At 54.5% G+C, this 16,683-nt stretch carries 13 protein-coding genes and 3 riboswitches; of the genes, 8 read left to right on the top strand and 5 right to left on the bottom strand.

Going from position 1 to position 16,683, the window contains the following annotated elements; genetic code table 11:
* Positions 1–24 precede the first annotated feature (24 nt).
* From fmdA to IE156_RS00255, 6 genes are all read left to right on the top strand, one after another.
* Entirely contained in the window at positions 25–1,224 is a 1,200-nt protein-coding gene (gene fmdA, locus IE156_RS00280) for a formamidase (protein ID WP_189390504.1), read from the top strand.
* Between the two features lie 58 nt (positions 1,225–1,282).
* A complete protein-coding gene (locus IE156_RS00275; protein WP_189390503.1) occupies positions 1,283–1,570 on the top strand; it encodes an FmdB family zinc ribbon protein in 288 nt (95 codons plus the stop codon).
* A 184-nt stretch (positions 1,571–1,754) separates the two neighbouring features.
* Complete coding sequence (locus tag IE156_RS00270; RefSeq protein WP_189390502.1) at positions 1,755–4,049, top strand: TonB-dependent siderophore receptor; 2,295 nt, start codon at positions 1,755–1,757, stop codon at positions 4,047–4,049.
* Positions 4,050–4,258: 209 nt separating this feature from the next.
* Complete coding sequence (dsrO, locus tag IE156_RS00265; RefSeq protein WP_189390501.1) at positions 4,259–5,017, top strand: sulfate reduction electron transfer complex DsrMKJOP subunit DsrO; 759 nt, start codon at positions 4,259–4,261, stop codon at positions 5,015–5,017.
* Positions 5,018–5,026: 9 nt separating this feature from the next.
* Entirely contained in the window at positions 5,027–6,058 is a 1,032-nt protein-coding gene (gene nrfD, locus IE156_RS00260; protein ID WP_189390500.1) for an NrfD/PsrC family molybdoenzyme membrane anchor subunit, read from the top strand.
* A 37-nt stretch (positions 6,059–6,095) separates the two neighbouring features.
* Positions 6,096–9,221, top strand: a complete 3,126-nt coding sequence (locus tag IE156_RS00255) for a tetrathionate reductase subunit A (protein ID WP_189390499.1) — start codon at positions 6,096–6,098, stop codon at positions 9,219–9,221.
* A gap of 202 nt (positions 9,222–9,423) precedes the next feature.
* On the opposite strand, the gene IE156_RS00250 is transcribed toward IE156_RS00255, so the two are convergent.
* Complete coding sequence (locus IE156_RS00250; RefSeq protein WP_189390498.1) at positions 9,424–9,831, bottom strand: DUF4260 domain-containing protein; 408 nt, start codon at positions 9,829–9,831, stop codon at positions 9,424–9,426.
* Between the two features lie 374 nt (positions 9,832–10,205).
* Here IE156_RS00250 and IE156_RS00245 point away from each other — a divergent pair, with 374 nt between their 5' ends.
* Positions 10,206–10,739: an AAA family ATPase gene (locus tag IE156_RS00245; RefSeq protein ID WP_189390497.1), complete on the top strand. Its 534-nt coding sequence runs from the start codon at positions 10,206–10,208 to the stop codon at positions 10,737–10,739.
* 156 nt (positions 10,740–10,895) lie between these two features.
* Here IE156_RS00245 and IE156_RS00240 read toward each other — a convergent pair whose 3' ends face one another.
* The 4 genes from IE156_RS00240 to IE156_RS00225 all read right to left on the bottom strand — a co-directional run bounded on the left by IE156_RS00240 (position 10,896) and on the right by IE156_RS00225 (position 14,842).
* Positions 10,896–11,531 carry a riboflavin synthase subunit alpha gene (locus tag IE156_RS00240; protein WP_189390496.1) on the bottom strand — a complete coding sequence of 212 codons (636 nt, stop codon included), beginning with the start codon at positions 11,529–11,531 and terminating at the stop codon, positions 10,896–10,898.
* A 151-nt stretch (positions 11,532–11,682) separates the two neighbouring features.
* Positions 11,683–11,827: riboswitch (FMN riboswitch) on the bottom strand.
* 41 nt (positions 11,828–11,868) lie between these two features.
* A complete protein-coding gene (locus IE156_RS00235; protein WP_189390495.1) occupies positions 11,869–12,618 on the bottom strand; it encodes an SDR family NAD(P)-dependent oxidoreductase in 750 nt (249 codons plus the stop codon).
* Between the two features lie 152 nt (positions 12,619–12,770).
* A complete protein-coding gene (locus IE156_RS00230; RefSeq protein ID WP_189390494.1) occupies positions 12,771–14,063 on the bottom strand; it encodes an LLM class flavin-dependent oxidoreductase in 1,293 nt (430 codons plus the stop codon).
* Positions 14,060–14,842: a 3-oxoacyl-ACP reductase gene (locus tag IE156_RS00225; RefSeq protein WP_189390493.1), complete on the bottom strand. Its 783-nt coding sequence runs from the start codon at positions 14,840–14,842 to the stop codon at positions 14,060–14,062. The genes IE156_RS00230 and IE156_RS00225 overlap by 4 nt, the downstream gene beginning before the upstream one ends.
* A gap of 50 nt (positions 14,843–14,892) precedes the next feature.
* A riboswitch (TPP riboswitch) is annotated at positions 14,893–14,990 on the bottom strand.
* A gap of 67 nt (positions 14,991–15,057) precedes the next feature.
* Positions 15,058–15,166, top strand: a riboswitch (TPP riboswitch).
* Positions 15,167–15,303: 137 nt separating this feature from the next.
* Between IE156_RS00225 and IE156_RS00220 the strand changes: the two genes are divergently transcribed.
* Positions 15,304–16,683: sodium:solute symporter family protein (locus IE156_RS00220; protein WP_189390492.1), on the top strand; the 1,380-nt coding region annotated here is incomplete at its 3' end.

The raw sequence follows: 16,683 nt of genomic DNA, 5'->3' as shown, positions 1-16,683 counted from the left end.
GCGCACACAATCTTCGGAGAACACATGCAGCATATAAAAATCAAACCCGGCGCACCCCTGGCCGAGCAAGCCGAGATCGGTCACAACCGATGGCACCCGGACATTCCAGACCTGACCAGCGTCAAGCCTGGCGAAGAGATGATCCTGGAATGTATGGACTTTCTGGACGCCCAGATTAAAAACACGGACAGCGCTAACGATGTGCGCGACGTGGATTTGACCCGCGCCCACCCCCTGACTGGCCCCATTCACGTAGAAGGCGCTGAACCTGGCGACATTCTGGTGGTGGACCTGCTGGATATTCGCTGCATTACCCCTGTGGGCTTCTCTGGCATTTTTGCCAAAGAAAATGGCGGTGGCTTCCTGGCTGAGCACTTCCCTGAAGCTGACAAGGCGATCTGGGACTTGCATGGCGTCTACGCCACCTCGCGTCACATTCCTGGCGTACGTATTGCGGCCATGATGCACCCCGGCCTGATCGGTACCCTGCCTTCGCACGATTTGCTGCGCGAATGGAATCGCCGTGAAGCCTTGCTGGTGCCTAAAGGCCACGCCAACCCGCCCGATGCCAAAACAGCCGTGTTGCGCGGCGTGAAAGGTGCGGAATTTGACCGCATGGCGGCAGAAGCAGCCCGTACCGTGCCTCCGCGGGAGCATGGCGGCAACCTGGACATCAAGAACCTGACCATTGGCTCGCGGATTTACTTCCCTGTCTATGTGAAGGGTGCTGGCTTGTCCATGGGCGATTTGCACTTCTCCCAGGGCGACGGCGAAATCTCCTTCTGTGGCGCCATTGAAATGGACGGCGCAGCCCACCTCGGCTTTGATCTGATCAAAGGCGGTATGGCCAAATACAATCTGACTGCGCCTATTTATGTGCCAGGCCGTCACGATCCCAAGTATGACCAGTGGATGCACTTCACCGGCATCAGCGTGGAAGAAGGCGTCAACTACTACCTGGATTCCACGGTTGCTTACCGTCAGGCCTGTTTGGCAGCAATCGACTACATCAGCCGCACGACAGACCTGTCGCGCGCGCAGGCGTACATGCTGTTGACAGCGGCTCCGGTTGAAGGCCGTTACGGCGGCGTGGTGGATCTGCCTAACAGCTCCGCTTCGTTGGCATTGCCTACCGGTATCTTTGATACCGATATCTTGCCTAAAGGTGCTCTGAATGACGCGGCTCGTTTTGGTCGTCCAGGCACTCGCTGTAGCTTGACTTAATCAGTCTCTGGCCCTGGCTCGGTGTTCTGAGCCAGGGCTTGTATCACTCGGATTTGCCATGCCTTTGTACGACTATCTTTGTAATCATTGCCTGCAGCGCAGCAGTAGTTTGCGCAGTATTGCCACGCGCAATGAGCCTCAAACCTGTTCCGCCTGCGAAAAAGGCACTCTTTTGCTGCAGTTGAGCGCACCACGACACTTGTTCAGCAAAGCCGGACTAACCCGTGGCTTGACTCCTCAGCAGGCCCTGGCGGGCAATAATGTGACCGGCCCCGGCACCCGTTCTCGTACACGCGACTCCGTGTTGCATACCTGTATGGGGCCTGGCTGTAGCGTCTGCGCCTAAATACAATCTGTTTGGTCAAGATACAAGCTGTTAGCTCTGACAGGCCTGCCGCTTCGGCTGAAATGATGCTCATCAGGCTGAATTTGTCTTGTCCTATGTGTTGGATTTACGAGATTGCCACCCTGCAAGATTGATCCCTCTGTCTATAATCAAGAATCAATCTCATTATTACCGGGTGTTTACTATGTCGCTGTCCTCGTCTCTCGCCGCTATGCGCCTGCTGCCTAGCGGCGCATCTTTTATGCCGTTAAGCAGTCTGGCAGTGGCTTTATTGTTGGCCTTCCCCTATCAGACCCATGCTCAACAGGTGGACGAGTTAGACCGCATCGTCGTCAAGGCCGAGCAGGAACTGAAGCAAACGCTGGGTTCTTCCATCATTACGGCGGAAGACATACAAAAGTCCCCGCCTGCCAACGATATTTCCGAAGTCTTGCGTACCATGCCTGGCGTGAATCTGACCGGGAACTCGGCCAGCGGCCAGCGCGGTAATAATCGACAGATCGACATCCGCGGCATGGGCCCGGAAAACACGATGATTCTGATTGACGGCAAACCCGTCAGCTCGCGCTCTGCCGTGCGTTTTGGCTGGCGTGGTGAGCGCGATTCGCGCGGTGACACCAACTGGGTACCTGCAGAACAGATTGAGCGCGTGGAAGTGCTGCGCGGCCCGGCAGCTGCCCGCTACGGTAACGGTGCAGCCGGTGGTGTGGTCAATATCATCACCAAACCCACGACGGATACGTTTCAGGGCACCTACTCCCTATACGGCAACCTGCCCGAGCATAGCGATGAAGGCGCAAGCCGGCGCATGAGCTTTGGTTTAAGTGGCCCAATCAGCGAATCGCTGTCCTTCCGCTTGTACGGGAATTTAAACAAGACGGACTCGGATGATCCGGAGATCAATAAGGGGCATCAGACTGAGCGTGGCGGCGGCAATGCCAACAGCCTGCCTGCCGGTCGTGAAGGTGTGCGTAACAAGGACATCAATGGTTTGCTGTCCTGGCGTCCGGATAGCCGCCAAACCGTGGATCTGGAAGCCTCTTATAGCCGCCAGGGGAATATTTACACGGGCGACACCCAGAACACGAATACCAATGACGAAGTGAAACGTCAGATCGGCGATGAAACCAACAAGATGTATCGTCAAAGTTATTCCTTGACGCACCGTGGCGACTGGAACGAAAAGACGGACTCCTTGGCGTATTTTCAATACGAAAAAACGCGGAACTATAGGCTACTGGAAGGTTTGGCGGGTGGTACCGAAGGGGCCTTTAACGATCCATCCCGCGTTAACGACGGCGGCTTCGGAACGGTTGATTTGACCACGCTGACGGCCCACGCGGAAGCCAGCCATCAATTCAAAACAGGCAGCGTGGAGCAGTACGCCACTCTGGGCATGGAATGGGTAGGTCAGGAATTGAACGACAAATCATCGGATTTGGCGCAACGTAACCCCACTCGTATCCCTGGCGTGCCCAATAGCTACAAAGCCAAGTCACGCGCCAATATTTATTCGGTTTTTGCCGAAAACAATATCTACGCTACCGACAAAACCACGATTACCCCCGGTCTGCGCTTTGATTATCACGACAAGCACGGCAGCAACTGGAGCCCGTCCCTGAACCTGTCGCACGCAGTGACTGATAACTGGCTGCTTAAAGCCGGTATTGCCCGTGCCTACAAAGCACCTAACCTGTATCAAAGCAATGATGGCTATACCTTATACAGCCTGGGAAATGGCTGCTGGGGCAATACAACCTCCAGTACGACGGGTTGCTTCCTGCAAGGGAACTCTGACCTGAAGGCTGAAACCAGCATCAATAAAGAGCTGGGTGTCGAGTATGTGGGGGATGATGGTTTGGGTGCCAGCCTGACCTACTTCCATAACGATTACCGTAATAAAGTTGAGGCAGGCCGTTTTGCCACGAATAGCTTTACTGCTTTGAACAACCAGCAGTTAATTCTTCAGTGGGAAAACATTCCTAAAGCCGTGGTATCCGGCCTGGAAGGTAACCTGACACTGCCTTTAGCCGAGCACTGGCTGTGGTCCACCAACTTTACCTACATGATCGAGTCCAAAAACAAGACCACTGATGAAGCGCTGTCCACCATTCCCAAGTACACCATCAACACCACCTTGGATTGGAACGTGAACGCCGACTGGTCTTTACGCGCCAAGGCAACTTTCTATGGCGAGCAAAAACCGCCTAAATACGATTACTACGGTCAGCCGTTGACGGGCTCGGCAACGGATAAGGTTTCTCCTTACGCTCTGTTCGGCTTAAGCACGCAGTACAAGGTCAACAAGCACTTCCGTATCAATGCAGGTGTTGACAACCTTTTCGACAAACGCCTCTATCGTCGCGGTAATGCCATTGGTGTGAACCTGGGAACCCCCAACTACATCTACGGCGCCGGTGCCCACACCTTCAACCAGCCCGGCCGCACTTTTTTCCTGGGACTAAGCGGAACGTTCTAAGCCCTTCTCCCCTACAAGATAGGTATATAACGCCCCTCCTAAATACGGAGGGGCGTTTTTTTACGCCTGAAAAATATAGGCGTGCGTCAACATTTCAACCTTTAAATGTTCTTTTTGACCTTCATCAAGACCAGACCTTCATATTCTTCATATGCTTATAACTACAAATAATGTAAATGGGTTAAACCCAAGCAAAAAAAGGAAAACACATGATTCAAAGCGCCGAGCCCCAAAAGGGCAAGCGACGTTTTCTTAAGGAATTGCTGGGCCTGAGTGCCGGTGCCACCATCATTCCTATCCAGCCTGTTCATGCTGCAATGAACAGCCAACCTCCACGACGTAGCGGCGGGAAAGATGGGGCCCGCTACGGCATGGTGGTTGATTTAAGAAAATGTATCGGTTGCCAGGCCTGTACGGTCAGCTGTTCTATCGAAAATGCACCGCCTATTGGGCAGTTCCGCACCACGGTTCTGCAATATGAAGTGCTCGATGAACAGCAGCAGGCGGCCATGCTGAGCCTGCCGCGTCTCTGTAATCATTGCGACAACCCGCCCTGTGTGCCGGTCTGTCCGGTACAGGCGACCTTTCAGCGTGAAGACGGTGTGGTGCTGGTCGATAACGAGCGATGTGTCGGCTGTGCCTACTGTGTCCAGGCTTGCCCTTACGATGCCCGCTTCATTAACCATGAAACGCAAACTGCCGACAAATGCACCTTCTGCGAGCACCGCCTGGAAGTGGGCCTGCTGCCAGCCTGTGTAGAAAGTTGTGTGGGTGGCGCGCGGGTTATTGGCGATATGAACGATGAAACCAGCACGATTTCTCATTTACTCAAAGAGCACAAAGAGGAAATTCGTGTACTCAAACCCGGCATGAACACCAACCCGCATGTGTTCTACATCGGTTTACCCGATGAGTTCGTCGATGGTGTGGATGGCCAGGCCAGTGTGCGCCTGACCAATCAGTTCTAAGGGGCCTTTATGTCTATTATCGAAATTCTGACGCCCGCCTACGAAGTTGCCTGGCTACCTTGGGCGGTTCAATACTTCTTCCTCGTCGGTATGGCCGCCACCAGCACCGTCTGGGTATGGCGGTGCGCTTGGTCCAATGACAGCGCCTTGCGTCGGCTGGAGCCCGCGCTGATGATTGTGCTGCTGTGCAGCAGCATTGCCGCACCAGTCTCTTTGCTGGCTGACCTACATCAGCCAGGACGTTTCTGGCACTTCTATGCCTATTTCACGCCTTGGTCCTGGATGTCACTGGGCGCTATCCTGCTGCCATTGTTTGTCGGTTTGTCCGTAGCCAACGTCTTGGCTTGGTGGCTGAACAAACGTGCTTTGTGGAGCTGGTTGAGTCTGGCTTTGCTGGTGTCGGCCTTGTCTATTCTGGTCTACAGCGGTTTTGAAGTAATGGTGCTGCGTTCGCGTCCTTTGTGGAATACCGCGTTCCTGCCCGTTAACTTCGCCTTGACCGCCGCGCTGGCCAGCCTGGGGGCGATCTTGCTGGTAGCCCGGTTCTTGCCCGGTGGTGTAGCGGGTTTGCCGCTGGAGTATGTGCGCCGCTGGTCGCTGGGCGTGGTCTTAGCCTTGATCGTCGTGGCTCTGTTCTGGGTAGGCACCGGCCTTATGGGTTATAGCCATTCTTTTGGCGCAGCCTGGGAACTATTCCAGATCTATCCCGTCTGGCGTTTGGGCTTGCTGGGTTCTTCCATTTTTGGTCTGTTGATTCTGTACATGCTCAGCCGCCCTGTCAGCACCTTGCAAGGCAATTTCTACAGCTTGCTGTGTGCGGCTTTTCTGCTCGGCTCTGCCTGGGTGTTTCGTTGGATTATTTTCATGGCGGTACAAGGTGTCCCTAAATACGGCGCCGGTTTGTATCTCTACACCATGCCCTTAGGCAGCGATGGTCTGCTGGGTATGCTCGGTGTGTTGGGCTTGTGTATTGCCTTGCTCGCCGCGAGCACCACCCTGCTTTCTCTGTTCCCGGCCCGTCGTTCTTCCTTGACGGCTTAAGCCCCGCAGATTAATTAGCTTTCAGGTACTTATCGTCATGAGCAAGAAAAAAGAAACCCCTAACCTGTCGCGTCGACAGGTCTTGACCCGCGGCGGCGTCGCTGTGGGTGGTCTGGCTGCCTTTGCAGCCGGTTATAGCGACACTGTCGTTAAAGCAGTACAAGGTCTGGGTAAAGGCACTGCTGGGGCTCCAACTGCCCACGCAACCCGTGGCAACTCCTTGCAAACCGAGTTTCGCATTGATCCGATTACGGGCCTGCTGGATACGCAGCCCGGTCAGATTGTTAGCCCTTCCAGCTGTCTGGGCTGCTGGACACAGTGCGGCGTGCGCGTACGTATCGATACGGAGAACAACAAAATTCTGCGTATTGCCGGCAATCCCTATCACCCCTTGGCCACGACTCAATCTGCGCCGATGGACCTGCCGGTGCGCGAGGTTTACGCCATGCTGGGCGGTGAAAATGGTCTGGAAGGCCGCGCCAGCGCCTGTGCTCGTGGTGCTTCCATGCTGGAACAGCACAGCAGTCCTTATCGTGTTCTGTCGCCATTAAAGCGCGTTGGGCCTCGCGGTTCGGGTCAATGGCAGCGCATCAGCTTTGAACAACTGATTGAAGAGGTCTGTGAAGGTGGCGATCTGTTCAAAGAAGGTCAGGTCGATGGTTTACGTGCCATTTGGGATCACGAAACCCTGATTGATCCGCAAAACCCAGAGTTTGGGCCCCTGGCCAATCAGTTGCTGTTCACAGATGCCGCCAACGAAGGCCGTACGCCGCTGGTCAAACGCTTTGCCGAACAAGCTTTTGGCACGATCAACGTCAGTAATCATGGCTCTTACTGCGGTCAAAGCTTCCGTGTTGGTACGGGTGCCGCGATGGGTGACATTAAAGGCATGCCACACGGTAAGCCTGATTGGAAAAATGCCCGTTTCGGTTTGTTTATTGGTGCTGCGCCGGCTCAATCCGGCAACCCCTTCCAGCGCCAAGGCCGTGAACTGGCAGAAGCCCGTTCGCGTCCAGAACACCCCTTTCAGTACGTAGTCGTCTCCCCTATTTTGCCCACCTCCTCCAGCTTGGCCTCCGGTAGTGGTAACCGCTGGCAGCCCGTTCTGCCCGGCACAGACTTGTCTTTGGTGATGGGGATGTTGCGTTGGATTCTGGAGCAAGAGCGCTTTGATACTGAACACTTGTCCCTGCCCCACCCCCCCAGCGAGCAGGATGACAGCATCGCTTCCTGGACGAATGCCACGCATTTACTGATTGCCGATCCCAAACACCTTGGTTTTGGCCGCTATTTACGCGGCACCGATCTAGGCTGGGAAGTGGCTGAAGGTGCCGAGTCGCCCTTTGTGGTTCTGGACGAGCAAGGCGAGCTGCGTGCTCATACAGATTTGGATCGTGCCACCTTGTTTGTTGATCGTACCGTGGCGCTGGACGGCCAGGACATCCGTGTCTGTACCGCCTTGCACATGCTGCGTGAGCGTAGTCAGGAAAAATCCATTGCCGATTACGCCAAAGGTTGCGGCATGGACGAAGAAACCTTGATTGAGCTGGCTCGTGAGTTCACCAGCTACGGCCGTCAAGCTGTGGCCGATGCACACGGCGGCACTATGAATGGCTCTGGTTTCTACACGGCTTACGCGATTGCCATGTTGAATACCTTGGTGGGTAACCTGAATCTGAAGGGTGGTTTAGTACTGGATGCAGGTCCATTTGGTCCTTTCGGCCCTGGCCCGCGCTACAACTTTGCCCAATTCCCCGGCAAAATGACGGCCAAAGGTGTTTCCCTGTCGCGTCATCGTTTCGCGTACGAAAAATCCAGTGAGTTCAAGCGTCGTCAGGCCAATGGGGAAGCTTTGTACCCTGCTCCAGCTCCCTGGTACCCAGCGGTCGGCGCCTTGAGCAGCGAAATGATTGCTTCTGGCCTGAATGGCTATCCCTACACCAGCAAAGTGTGGATCAACCACATGAGCAACCCGGTCTATGCGATTGCAGGCTTTAAAAATGCGTTGCTGCACAAGCTGAAAGACCCGGCCGTCCTGCCTTTGTCGATCTCGATTAACCCCTTCATCAACGAAACGAACGCCTACGCCGACTACATCGTGCCGGATACGGTTACGTACGAAAGCTGGGGGGTATCGGCCCCCTGGGCAGACGTTATCGCCAAATCTTCCACCTTGCGCTGGCCTGTAATGCAGCCCCGCGTGGACCGTACGGCCGATGGACAGCCGATCAATCTGGAAAGTTTCTTGTTCGCCGTGGCCTTGCGACTGGAATTGCCCGGTTTTGGTAAAGGCGTTCTGAAAGATAAAGCAGGTAATCCACACGATTTGCTGCGTGCTGAAGACTTTTACTTGCGCGGCATGGCCAACATCGCTTTTGGTGCGGGTCGTCCGGTTGGCGATGCCTCCGACGATGATATGCGTATGACGGGTGTAGATCGCCTTTACCCGGACCTGCAATCACGTTTACACCCTGAAGAACAGCGCAAAGTAGCCATGTTGCTAACACGAGGTGGCCGATTCGACCGCATCGAGAACGCCTGGAAAGGCAATCAGCTGAAAAACCGTTACGACAATGCCTTGCAGATCTGGAACGAAGATTTGGCCAAGATGCGTCACACTATGACGGGCGAGCGATTGAGTGGCTGCCCCACTTGGTACCCGACCCGTCTGGCTGACGGCAGCCCTATGCGCGAACACTTCTCTGAACAAGAGTGGCCGTTGCTGATGAGTTCGTACAAATCCAATCTGATGAGCTCCATGTCTATCGGCATGTCTCGTCTGCGCCAGGTACACCCGCATAATCCGATTTCCTTGAACCTGGATGATGCGAAGAATCTGGGTATCCGGAACGGCGACCGTATTCGTGTCAGTACTCCAGGAGGCACAGTTGACGGAGTTGCTTTGGTACGCGGCGGTATTATGCGCGGCGCGATTGCTATCGAACACGGCTTTGGCCATACCGAGCTGGGCGCACGCTCGCACCAGATTGATGGTGAAGCGATGCCTTACCTGACAGATTTGGCGGCAGGCGTAAACCTGAACGAACTGGGTTTTGCTGACCCAACACGTGGCAATGGTCAGGACAACGTCTGGATTGACTGGGTGTCGGGCGCTGCGGTGCGCCAAGGTCTGCCAGCGAAGGTTGAGAAGTTGTCAGCCTAAGGGTGATAGCCCTCTTTCAAGAGACTGATGAAGTATAAAAAACGCCGATTGTCCTGTGGGATTATCGGCGTTTTTATTTGAGGTGCTTTGTCGAGGTATGAGGCCTTGTACAGCATTTCCAATAATAAAGGGACGGTGCTTCTGGCGCTGTGGCCTTAAAAAGTTATGTCTCTCTAATACCTCAGCAATCAGTGCGGGCTACTCAAGGCGTTTTCCTGTGCCGCCCGATGAGTCCTAAATGGGTAACACCGAAGCCCGCCCCGTATTTAAGACCGTAACCTAACATGCGATCAAAGCCGATATGAGCCGTCCAGATCAGGCCAGCTGCTAATAGACTTGGTTCCTTCAAATACAGGCTGACTCCTAAAATCAACAATGGAATCAGGTAGGAGTGAGCCGTTTTGTATAGGGCTGAACCAATCTTGGGGCCAAGTGCGTAGCCGAATAAGGAAATATCAGGGACTAAAAAGAAGATCGCGAATACGCCCCAACCCATTCCAAATTTTCCGTATGCGAATAAGGCCAAGCATAAAACAGCGAGGCCCTCTATCTGCAAAATTAGTCTAACTTTGCCACTAACAAAGTTTGTGCAGGTTTCAGCTTGGTCCATTTTTCTCTCTTGGTGACTCGTATGGCTATTATTGCGTGTTGGATATTACCCCCCTTTAAGTACTGCGAGTAGCTAAGCGCGCAGCAGGCTAAGTCGTCCCCCTTTTGTTGGAGACTTGCTTTTCAATGTTTAAAACTCTTTTCCGTTAATTGCATTTTATGGTTTCTAGGTTAGCCTCTAATCTGCTACTGCTTGACGGTGCGGGGGGCTTCTTCTTAAGTGCGCTACACTTATTCTATCTTCGCGGATGCCTGTTCAAGGTGCTCCCACCATAGCTATTCAATCCCTACATCCCTACATCCCTACATCCCTACATCCGGCTTCAGTTTCGGGGCTTAAACCCGTTTCCACAAGCACCTGACCTCCTACTCTTTATGAATTCCTTTGTCCTTATTTCCGGCTGCTCCGGCGGCGGTAAATCAACCTTATTGTCAGCTTTACAAGAGCGTGGCTATCCGGGGATTCAAGAGCCTGGGAGACGCATTGTGCAAGAACAACTGCGTAAGGGCGGTACCGCCCTGCCCTGGCTAGATATGAAGGCATTTCTGGAGGAAGCGGTCAAGACTGCACAGGCTGACTATTTAAACGCGCCGCGTGACGGCCACTGGACATTTTTTGATCGCGGGCTGTTGGATGCGGCGGCGGCCTTGCAAGAGCTAAGCGGCGAACCTGTGTTGGAGCCATTAAGCAGCACCTGCCCCTATCATCCGCTGGTGTTTTTAACGCCGCCCTGGCCAGAAATCTATACCGCTGATCCTGAACGTCGTCACGGCATGCAGGCCGCGCTTCATGAATACGAGCGTCTGGAACGTATCTACCCGCTGTTAGGATATAAGGTGTGCGTGCTACCCAAAACAACGGTGGAAAATCGGGCTGATTTTGTGTTGCGCTGTTTGGAGCAAAAGTAAGGGGAAATCAAGTCGTGCCGAGCAAGCAGCAGAAATTAAGCGAACAAGCTTAACAGCCGCCCTCTTGTAGCGCTGCGTTCACCTAAGTCCTGCAAGCATCAAAAAGAGCCGTCAATCATAACGAATGCGGCTCTTTGTCTATATTGCGGGTTTCAATCAGTTTTTAAAAGCAGGCAAGACCCGTGACAAGGTTCCCGCAACAGTACGCTCTAGCACATCAACCAAAACAACGGTCTGTTGATCCACCTCGATGTTGAGCAAATCGCCCGCCTTGTAGCGAGAGAATGTTGTCTGTCGCAAGGTTTCGGGAATCAGGTTGATCGTCACAACGCCATCATCCACGTCAGCCACCGTCAAGCTGCAACCATTGACGCCCAGAAAACCGCGCGGAAACACGTATTTTGCCCACGCTTCTGGCATACGAAAACGTAGCCGGTTGCCTTCCTCGGTAAGGCTTAGCTCCAGGACCTCCGCCATCGTAGCGATATGGCCAGCCATTACATGACCGCCAATTTCCTCGTTCAACTTGGCCGATCGTTCGATATTGACCAAGTCACCCGTCTTAAGACCACCTAGATTGGTCCGCTCCAGCGTTACCGGAATCGCGTCAAACTTTACTTTGGAGCCGGTAATGCTGGTCACGCTCAGGCATGTGCCTTCAACGCTGACGCTAGCGCCTAGCTTCAGCTCGTCCAGCAGCGCTTCGGTGAACTCAATTTCAAATTCGGTACGACCTGTTTCAACCTTGACGGCGTTAAGGGGTCGAACAGCTTGAACTATGCCGGTATACATTAGTACGCTCCTTTGCCGTGTTGACGCAAAAGATCAGCGACTAAGCGGGAGAAAGTATTGGTTTTTTTCATTTGAACGCATCCTTGATTAAACAATGCGTCCTCCGGGCAGCAATAAAACACGTCGCTGCGTCAGGTATAGGGCAGCGATGCTTCATCTTCTTTCATCCGGACTCTAACCGTCGGCTCAGGCTTCGCACCTGATCTGCTGACCTTTCCCTAATGGAAAGCGCTCGCGGGCTTGGGAGAAACTCCCTTACCGCCGGTGGGGAATTACGCCCCGCCCTGAAGACGACTGCAGTGTAAGACGTCAGCCTGAATCAAATCAAGCCTGATTGTTAGGCCTTGCGATGAATGCTCAAGCCCGCAAAGCTCTGTGCCACTGGCATCAGCTCGATGTAGTTGACGTTCATATGCGCGGGAGCATTCATGATCCAGGCAATGGTGTCAGCGATATCGTCTGGTGTCAGCGCATCTACGTTCTGGTAAACCGCAGCAGCTTTATCTTTGTCACCCAAACGCACAGCAGAAAAATCCGTGCCGGAACACAGGCCAGGGGCCACGGTAGATACTCGAACCGCGGTACCCGACAGATCAGCGCGCAGATTCAGGCCAAGCTGATGCACAAAAGCCTTGGTAGCACCGTACACATTGCCGCCTGCGTAAGCGTATTCACCTGCGGTCGAGCCCAAGTTGATAATGTGGCCCTTATTGTTCTTGACCATACCAGGCAACAAAGCGTGCGTAATATGCAGCAAGGCGCTGATATTGGTGGCGACCATGGTGTCCCACTGGTCCATCTTGGCGTCTTGTGCCTTGTCCACACCCAACGCCAAGCCGGCATTATTGATCAGGACGTCGATAGCTGGGAAACGGGCGCTTAGATCTGTCAAGACCGCTTCGGCGCGAGCACGATCCGTCAAATCCACACTGACAGGGATAAAGCGCTCGCCCAGTTCCGCTGCCAATGCATCCAGCTTGTCCTGGCGGCGAGCCAGACCCAACACGGTGTGCCCTTCAGATACCAATTTACGGGCAAGTGCAGCCCCAAAGCCTGAGGAAGCCCCAGTGATAACGGCGGTTTTCATAGTGCGATCCCTATACAGCTCGCTGCTCGTTAAGCAGGCGACAATTAAAGCATTAAGGATAGCAAACTTCAGGAACTTCGTAGCCCCATGACCTGGGGAAAAAGCGGACAAATTTGTCTATGAAAAGCCCGCCTTTCCCTTTCACCGTTCTATCAGGCAGCAGGGCGCTCCAGCCCTAAATGGCCACGCAAGGTGGTGTGCTCGTAGTCATGACGGAACAAACCACGTTTTTGCAGAACAGGAATGACCTGCTCGACAAAGTCACGAATGCCATTGGGCAAAGAAGGAGGCATCAAGTTAAAGCCATCTGCACCTTCATTACGCCACCATTGCTCGATTTGATCTGCAATCGATTCAGGCGTCCCCACCATGGTGCAATGCCCTCCGCCGGCTGCAATGCGACCCAATAGCTGGCGCACGGTTGGTTTTTCCATTTCAACAATGCGCAGCATAGTGGCATAGCGTCCCTTGGGGCCTTTGAAGCTTTCCAACGGTGGCAGTGGCGGCACAGGAGCATCCAGCTCCCAGTTCATGCAGTCTTGATCAACAAACATGCCCAGTTGACGCAAGGAGGTTTCGGCGGGCAGCAGTTCATCGAGCTCCTGCTGTTTACGACGCGCCTCCTCCATGGTCGAGCCCACATAGGTCACCAAACCTGGCATCACCGGCACATCCACACCACGACCCGTTTCACGTACCCGTCGTTTGATATCACGGTAATAGGCTTGGGACGAGGGTAAATCGTAGGCCACGGCATAAATCGCCTCGGCCTTACGGGCTGCCAAATCGCGGCCTTGCTCAGAAGCTCCCGCTTGAAACAATACAGGCTGGCCTTGGGGTGAGCGTGGCAATGTCAAGGGGCCATCCACCAGGAAGTGGTCGCCTTTATGCAGGATCTGGCGTACCTGATCCACCTTGGCATAATCCCCCTGTCTGTCCATCACCAAAGCGCTATCGCTCCAGGAGTCGAACAGTTGCAGGGCCGTATCCACAAATTCTTCGGCCCGCGCATAGCGCCAGGCATGGTCGGGCATGGCTTCGTAGCCATGATTGCGGGCCTCGGAATCGAACATCGAGGTCACCACGTTCCAGCCCATACGCCCCTTGGACACATGGTCCAGCGAACACAACATACGCGCAGCCACAAAAGGCGTATAGAAGGTGCTGGAGACGGTGCTGATCAGGCCGATACGCTCTGTTGCGCGAGCCAGTGCAGCCATCATGGTCAAGGGTTCCAGAAACCAGCGTGGGCCATCAGATACGTTATCGCTGGATTGGCCATCGGCAAAGAAAATGGCATCCAGCTTGCCGCGTTCAGCGATCTGGGTCAGTTCTTCGTAAAACCGAACATCGCCTAAACGCTCGACTTGCGAATCGGGGTGACGCCAGGCTGCTTTGTGATGTCCGCAACCCATAATGAACAAGTTGAAATGCAGTTGCCTCATCCGTTTTTCACCAATCCGCCGTCAACCACCAGATTCTGACCTGTTACTGCACGTGCCCAGGGGCCTGCAAAAAACAAAGCCGCATCCGCAAACTCTTCAGGTGTCGTAACACGACGCAGGGGCGTGCTGGCAGCGATCAAATCAAACACGGCTTCGGGCGTGGCCGAAGACGCATCCGTCGTGCGCAGTAAACCGCCCGAAATCATGTTGACGGTAATCTGATCCGGCCCCAAATCGTGCGACAAGGTGCGCGTCATGGACAGTAGCGCGGCCTTGGCAGCGGTGTAGTCGTGATAGGGAACAACGGGGTTTTGGAACAGGTTGGTGCCGATATTGATGATGCGGCCAAAGCCAGCTTGTTTCATACCGGGCAAGGCGGCCTGTGTGGTGTTCAGAGCACCGCCCACGATACCTTCCAACTGCTGATTCAGGTGCGACCAGCGCAGCGTGTCGGCGTGAGGACGCGCATCGCCATTGAAGGAAAACTCGGGCAAGGCATTGTTGATGACCGTGGTGATAGGCTGCCCAAAATGCGCCTGGGCCTTGGCAAACAAAGCCTGTACCGACGCGGCATCTGTCACATCAGCTTGCACTGCCAGACATTGCTGCGGGAACTCGTCCACCAGCGCCTGAGCGGCAGCTTCGCTTTTCAGATAATTGATGACAATCTTGGCGCCCTGACGTGCAAAGGCACGCACCAGGCAAGCCCCCAGACCGCGTGCGCCGCCGGTGACCAGGACCAATTGTTGGGAGAGTTCCGAGACGTGTTCCACAGACATGACATTCCTTGCATAAATTCGGCGAGGATGTCGGCCCAGTTCGGACGCAGGGCGATAGCTTCGGACATCCCTTCGCCAGTATGAGCTGGATCAGGTTCGACGGGTTTTATCTCAGCCCTTGCTTTGAAGGACACCCCGTGCCGCAGGGCAGACCATAGCATAAATTAGCCCCACTCGTATTATTGACATTTGAAAGAAGCTCTCCTACTCTTCTAGCCTGTTCCTGGGGGAGTCCTTAACGGGCTGAGACTCCGCAATTGCTGCGGTAACCCTTAGAACCTGATCCGGATCATGCCGGCGAAGGGAAAGGAAACGCGGCCTGACAGCCTGCCCGCTCTTGTGCGGCGCATTCGCAAGCTCACACGCCCCATTTCAATCCCTCCATTTTCCCGCGCCTTCCGTTGGCTTGCTGCCGACCGGGCCGGTTTGTGCCTGTTCAAACAGGCTTTTGGGGAGATCTCATGCTGGACCAAACCGCCACCCTCCTGTGGCTGATCGTTTTTTCTGCCGCTTTTGCTTTGGCCGGGGTGCTGTACGCCCGCCACTACAACAGCTCTCTGGAAGACTTTGTAGTGGCTCGCAATAGCCAAAGTTCCGTTGCCACTATTCTGACTTTACTGGCTTCATCTCTGGGTGCCTGGATTCTGTTTTCACCGGCCCAGGCAGCCAGTTGGGGCGGCTTGAGCGCCGTCATTGGCTATGCCATCGGCTCCATGTCGCCACGTCTGGCCATGATCCCGCTGGGTAAGCGCATGCGCGAATTATTGCCACGCGGCCACAGCCTGAGCGAATTCGTGATTGCCCGCTACGGCCGTCCCATGTATGCGCTGACACTGGTCATCATGCTGTTTTATATGTTCATCTCCATGACCGCTGAAATCACCGCCATGTCCAAGATGATCACCTTGATTGCGCCTATCCCCTTGTGGGTCACGGCCAGCATTGTGCTGCTGGCCACACTGATCTACACCTCCTACGGTGGTCTGCGCGCCTCCATCTTTACCGACAAGGTGCAGATGTTTGTCATCCTGCCCATGCTGTTTTTGATTGTGATGTTTGGCTGGCAAGCCGTGGGTGGCCCAGTGCAATTGTTTGAAAGCGTGAAGCTGGAAGCACCGCGCCTGGTAGAGCTAAGCGATCCGGTGGGAGTGAAAGCGGGCCTGACGTTTTTTGTCGCCATCTTGCTGACCGGTTTATTTCACCAGGGTAATTGGCAGCGTATCTACGCCGCCAAAGACACGAAATCCATGCGCCGGGGCTTTCTGCTGGGTGGCTTGTTGGTCGCCCCCTTTATCTTTTTGATGGGTTTGTTTGGCTTGGCTTTTGTCGGTCTGGGCTCGCCCGGCGACAGTTCAGTGGCCCTATTCAATGTCATTTTGCCGCACGTACCCGTCTGGTTTCTGGTGCTTTTGATCCCTCTGGGCCTGTCCTTGGTGATGAGCAGTGCCGATACCGCCATCAGCGCCGTATCCAGCCTGATCGCGGTGGACCTGAGCCGCATCATGCCGCATCGCACTACGGCACAAATGATGAGCCTGTCCCGCTCCCTGATCTGGCTTTGCTCCATTCCCGTGCTGTACGCCTCAGCCCAAGGCTTCAGCGTGCTTTACCTGTTCTTGCTGGCGGATTTGCTCTGCTCGGCTGCCGCCTTCCCTGTCTTCTTTGGTCTGTACAGCCGCCGCTATGATGGCTTTACCGCCACCATCAGCACGATAGGTGGTCTGGTAGCCGGTCTGGCCGTTTTCCCACGTCCAAACGGGCCTATGGATTACTTGCTGGAATCCTTCTTGCTGGCTGCGATTGTGCCGGTCGTCATCAGCGTGTTGATCATGCCTTTGCGC

The sequence above is a fragment of the Alcaligenes pakistanensis genome (assembly GCF_014652815.1).
GTDB lineage: Bacteria > Pseudomonadota > Gammaproteobacteria > Burkholderiales > Burkholderiaceae_B > Alcaligenes > Alcaligenes pakistanensis.
The sequence above is the reverse complement of the archived record's forward strand: the minus strand, read 5'-3'. Positions and strand labels throughout refer to the sequence as shown.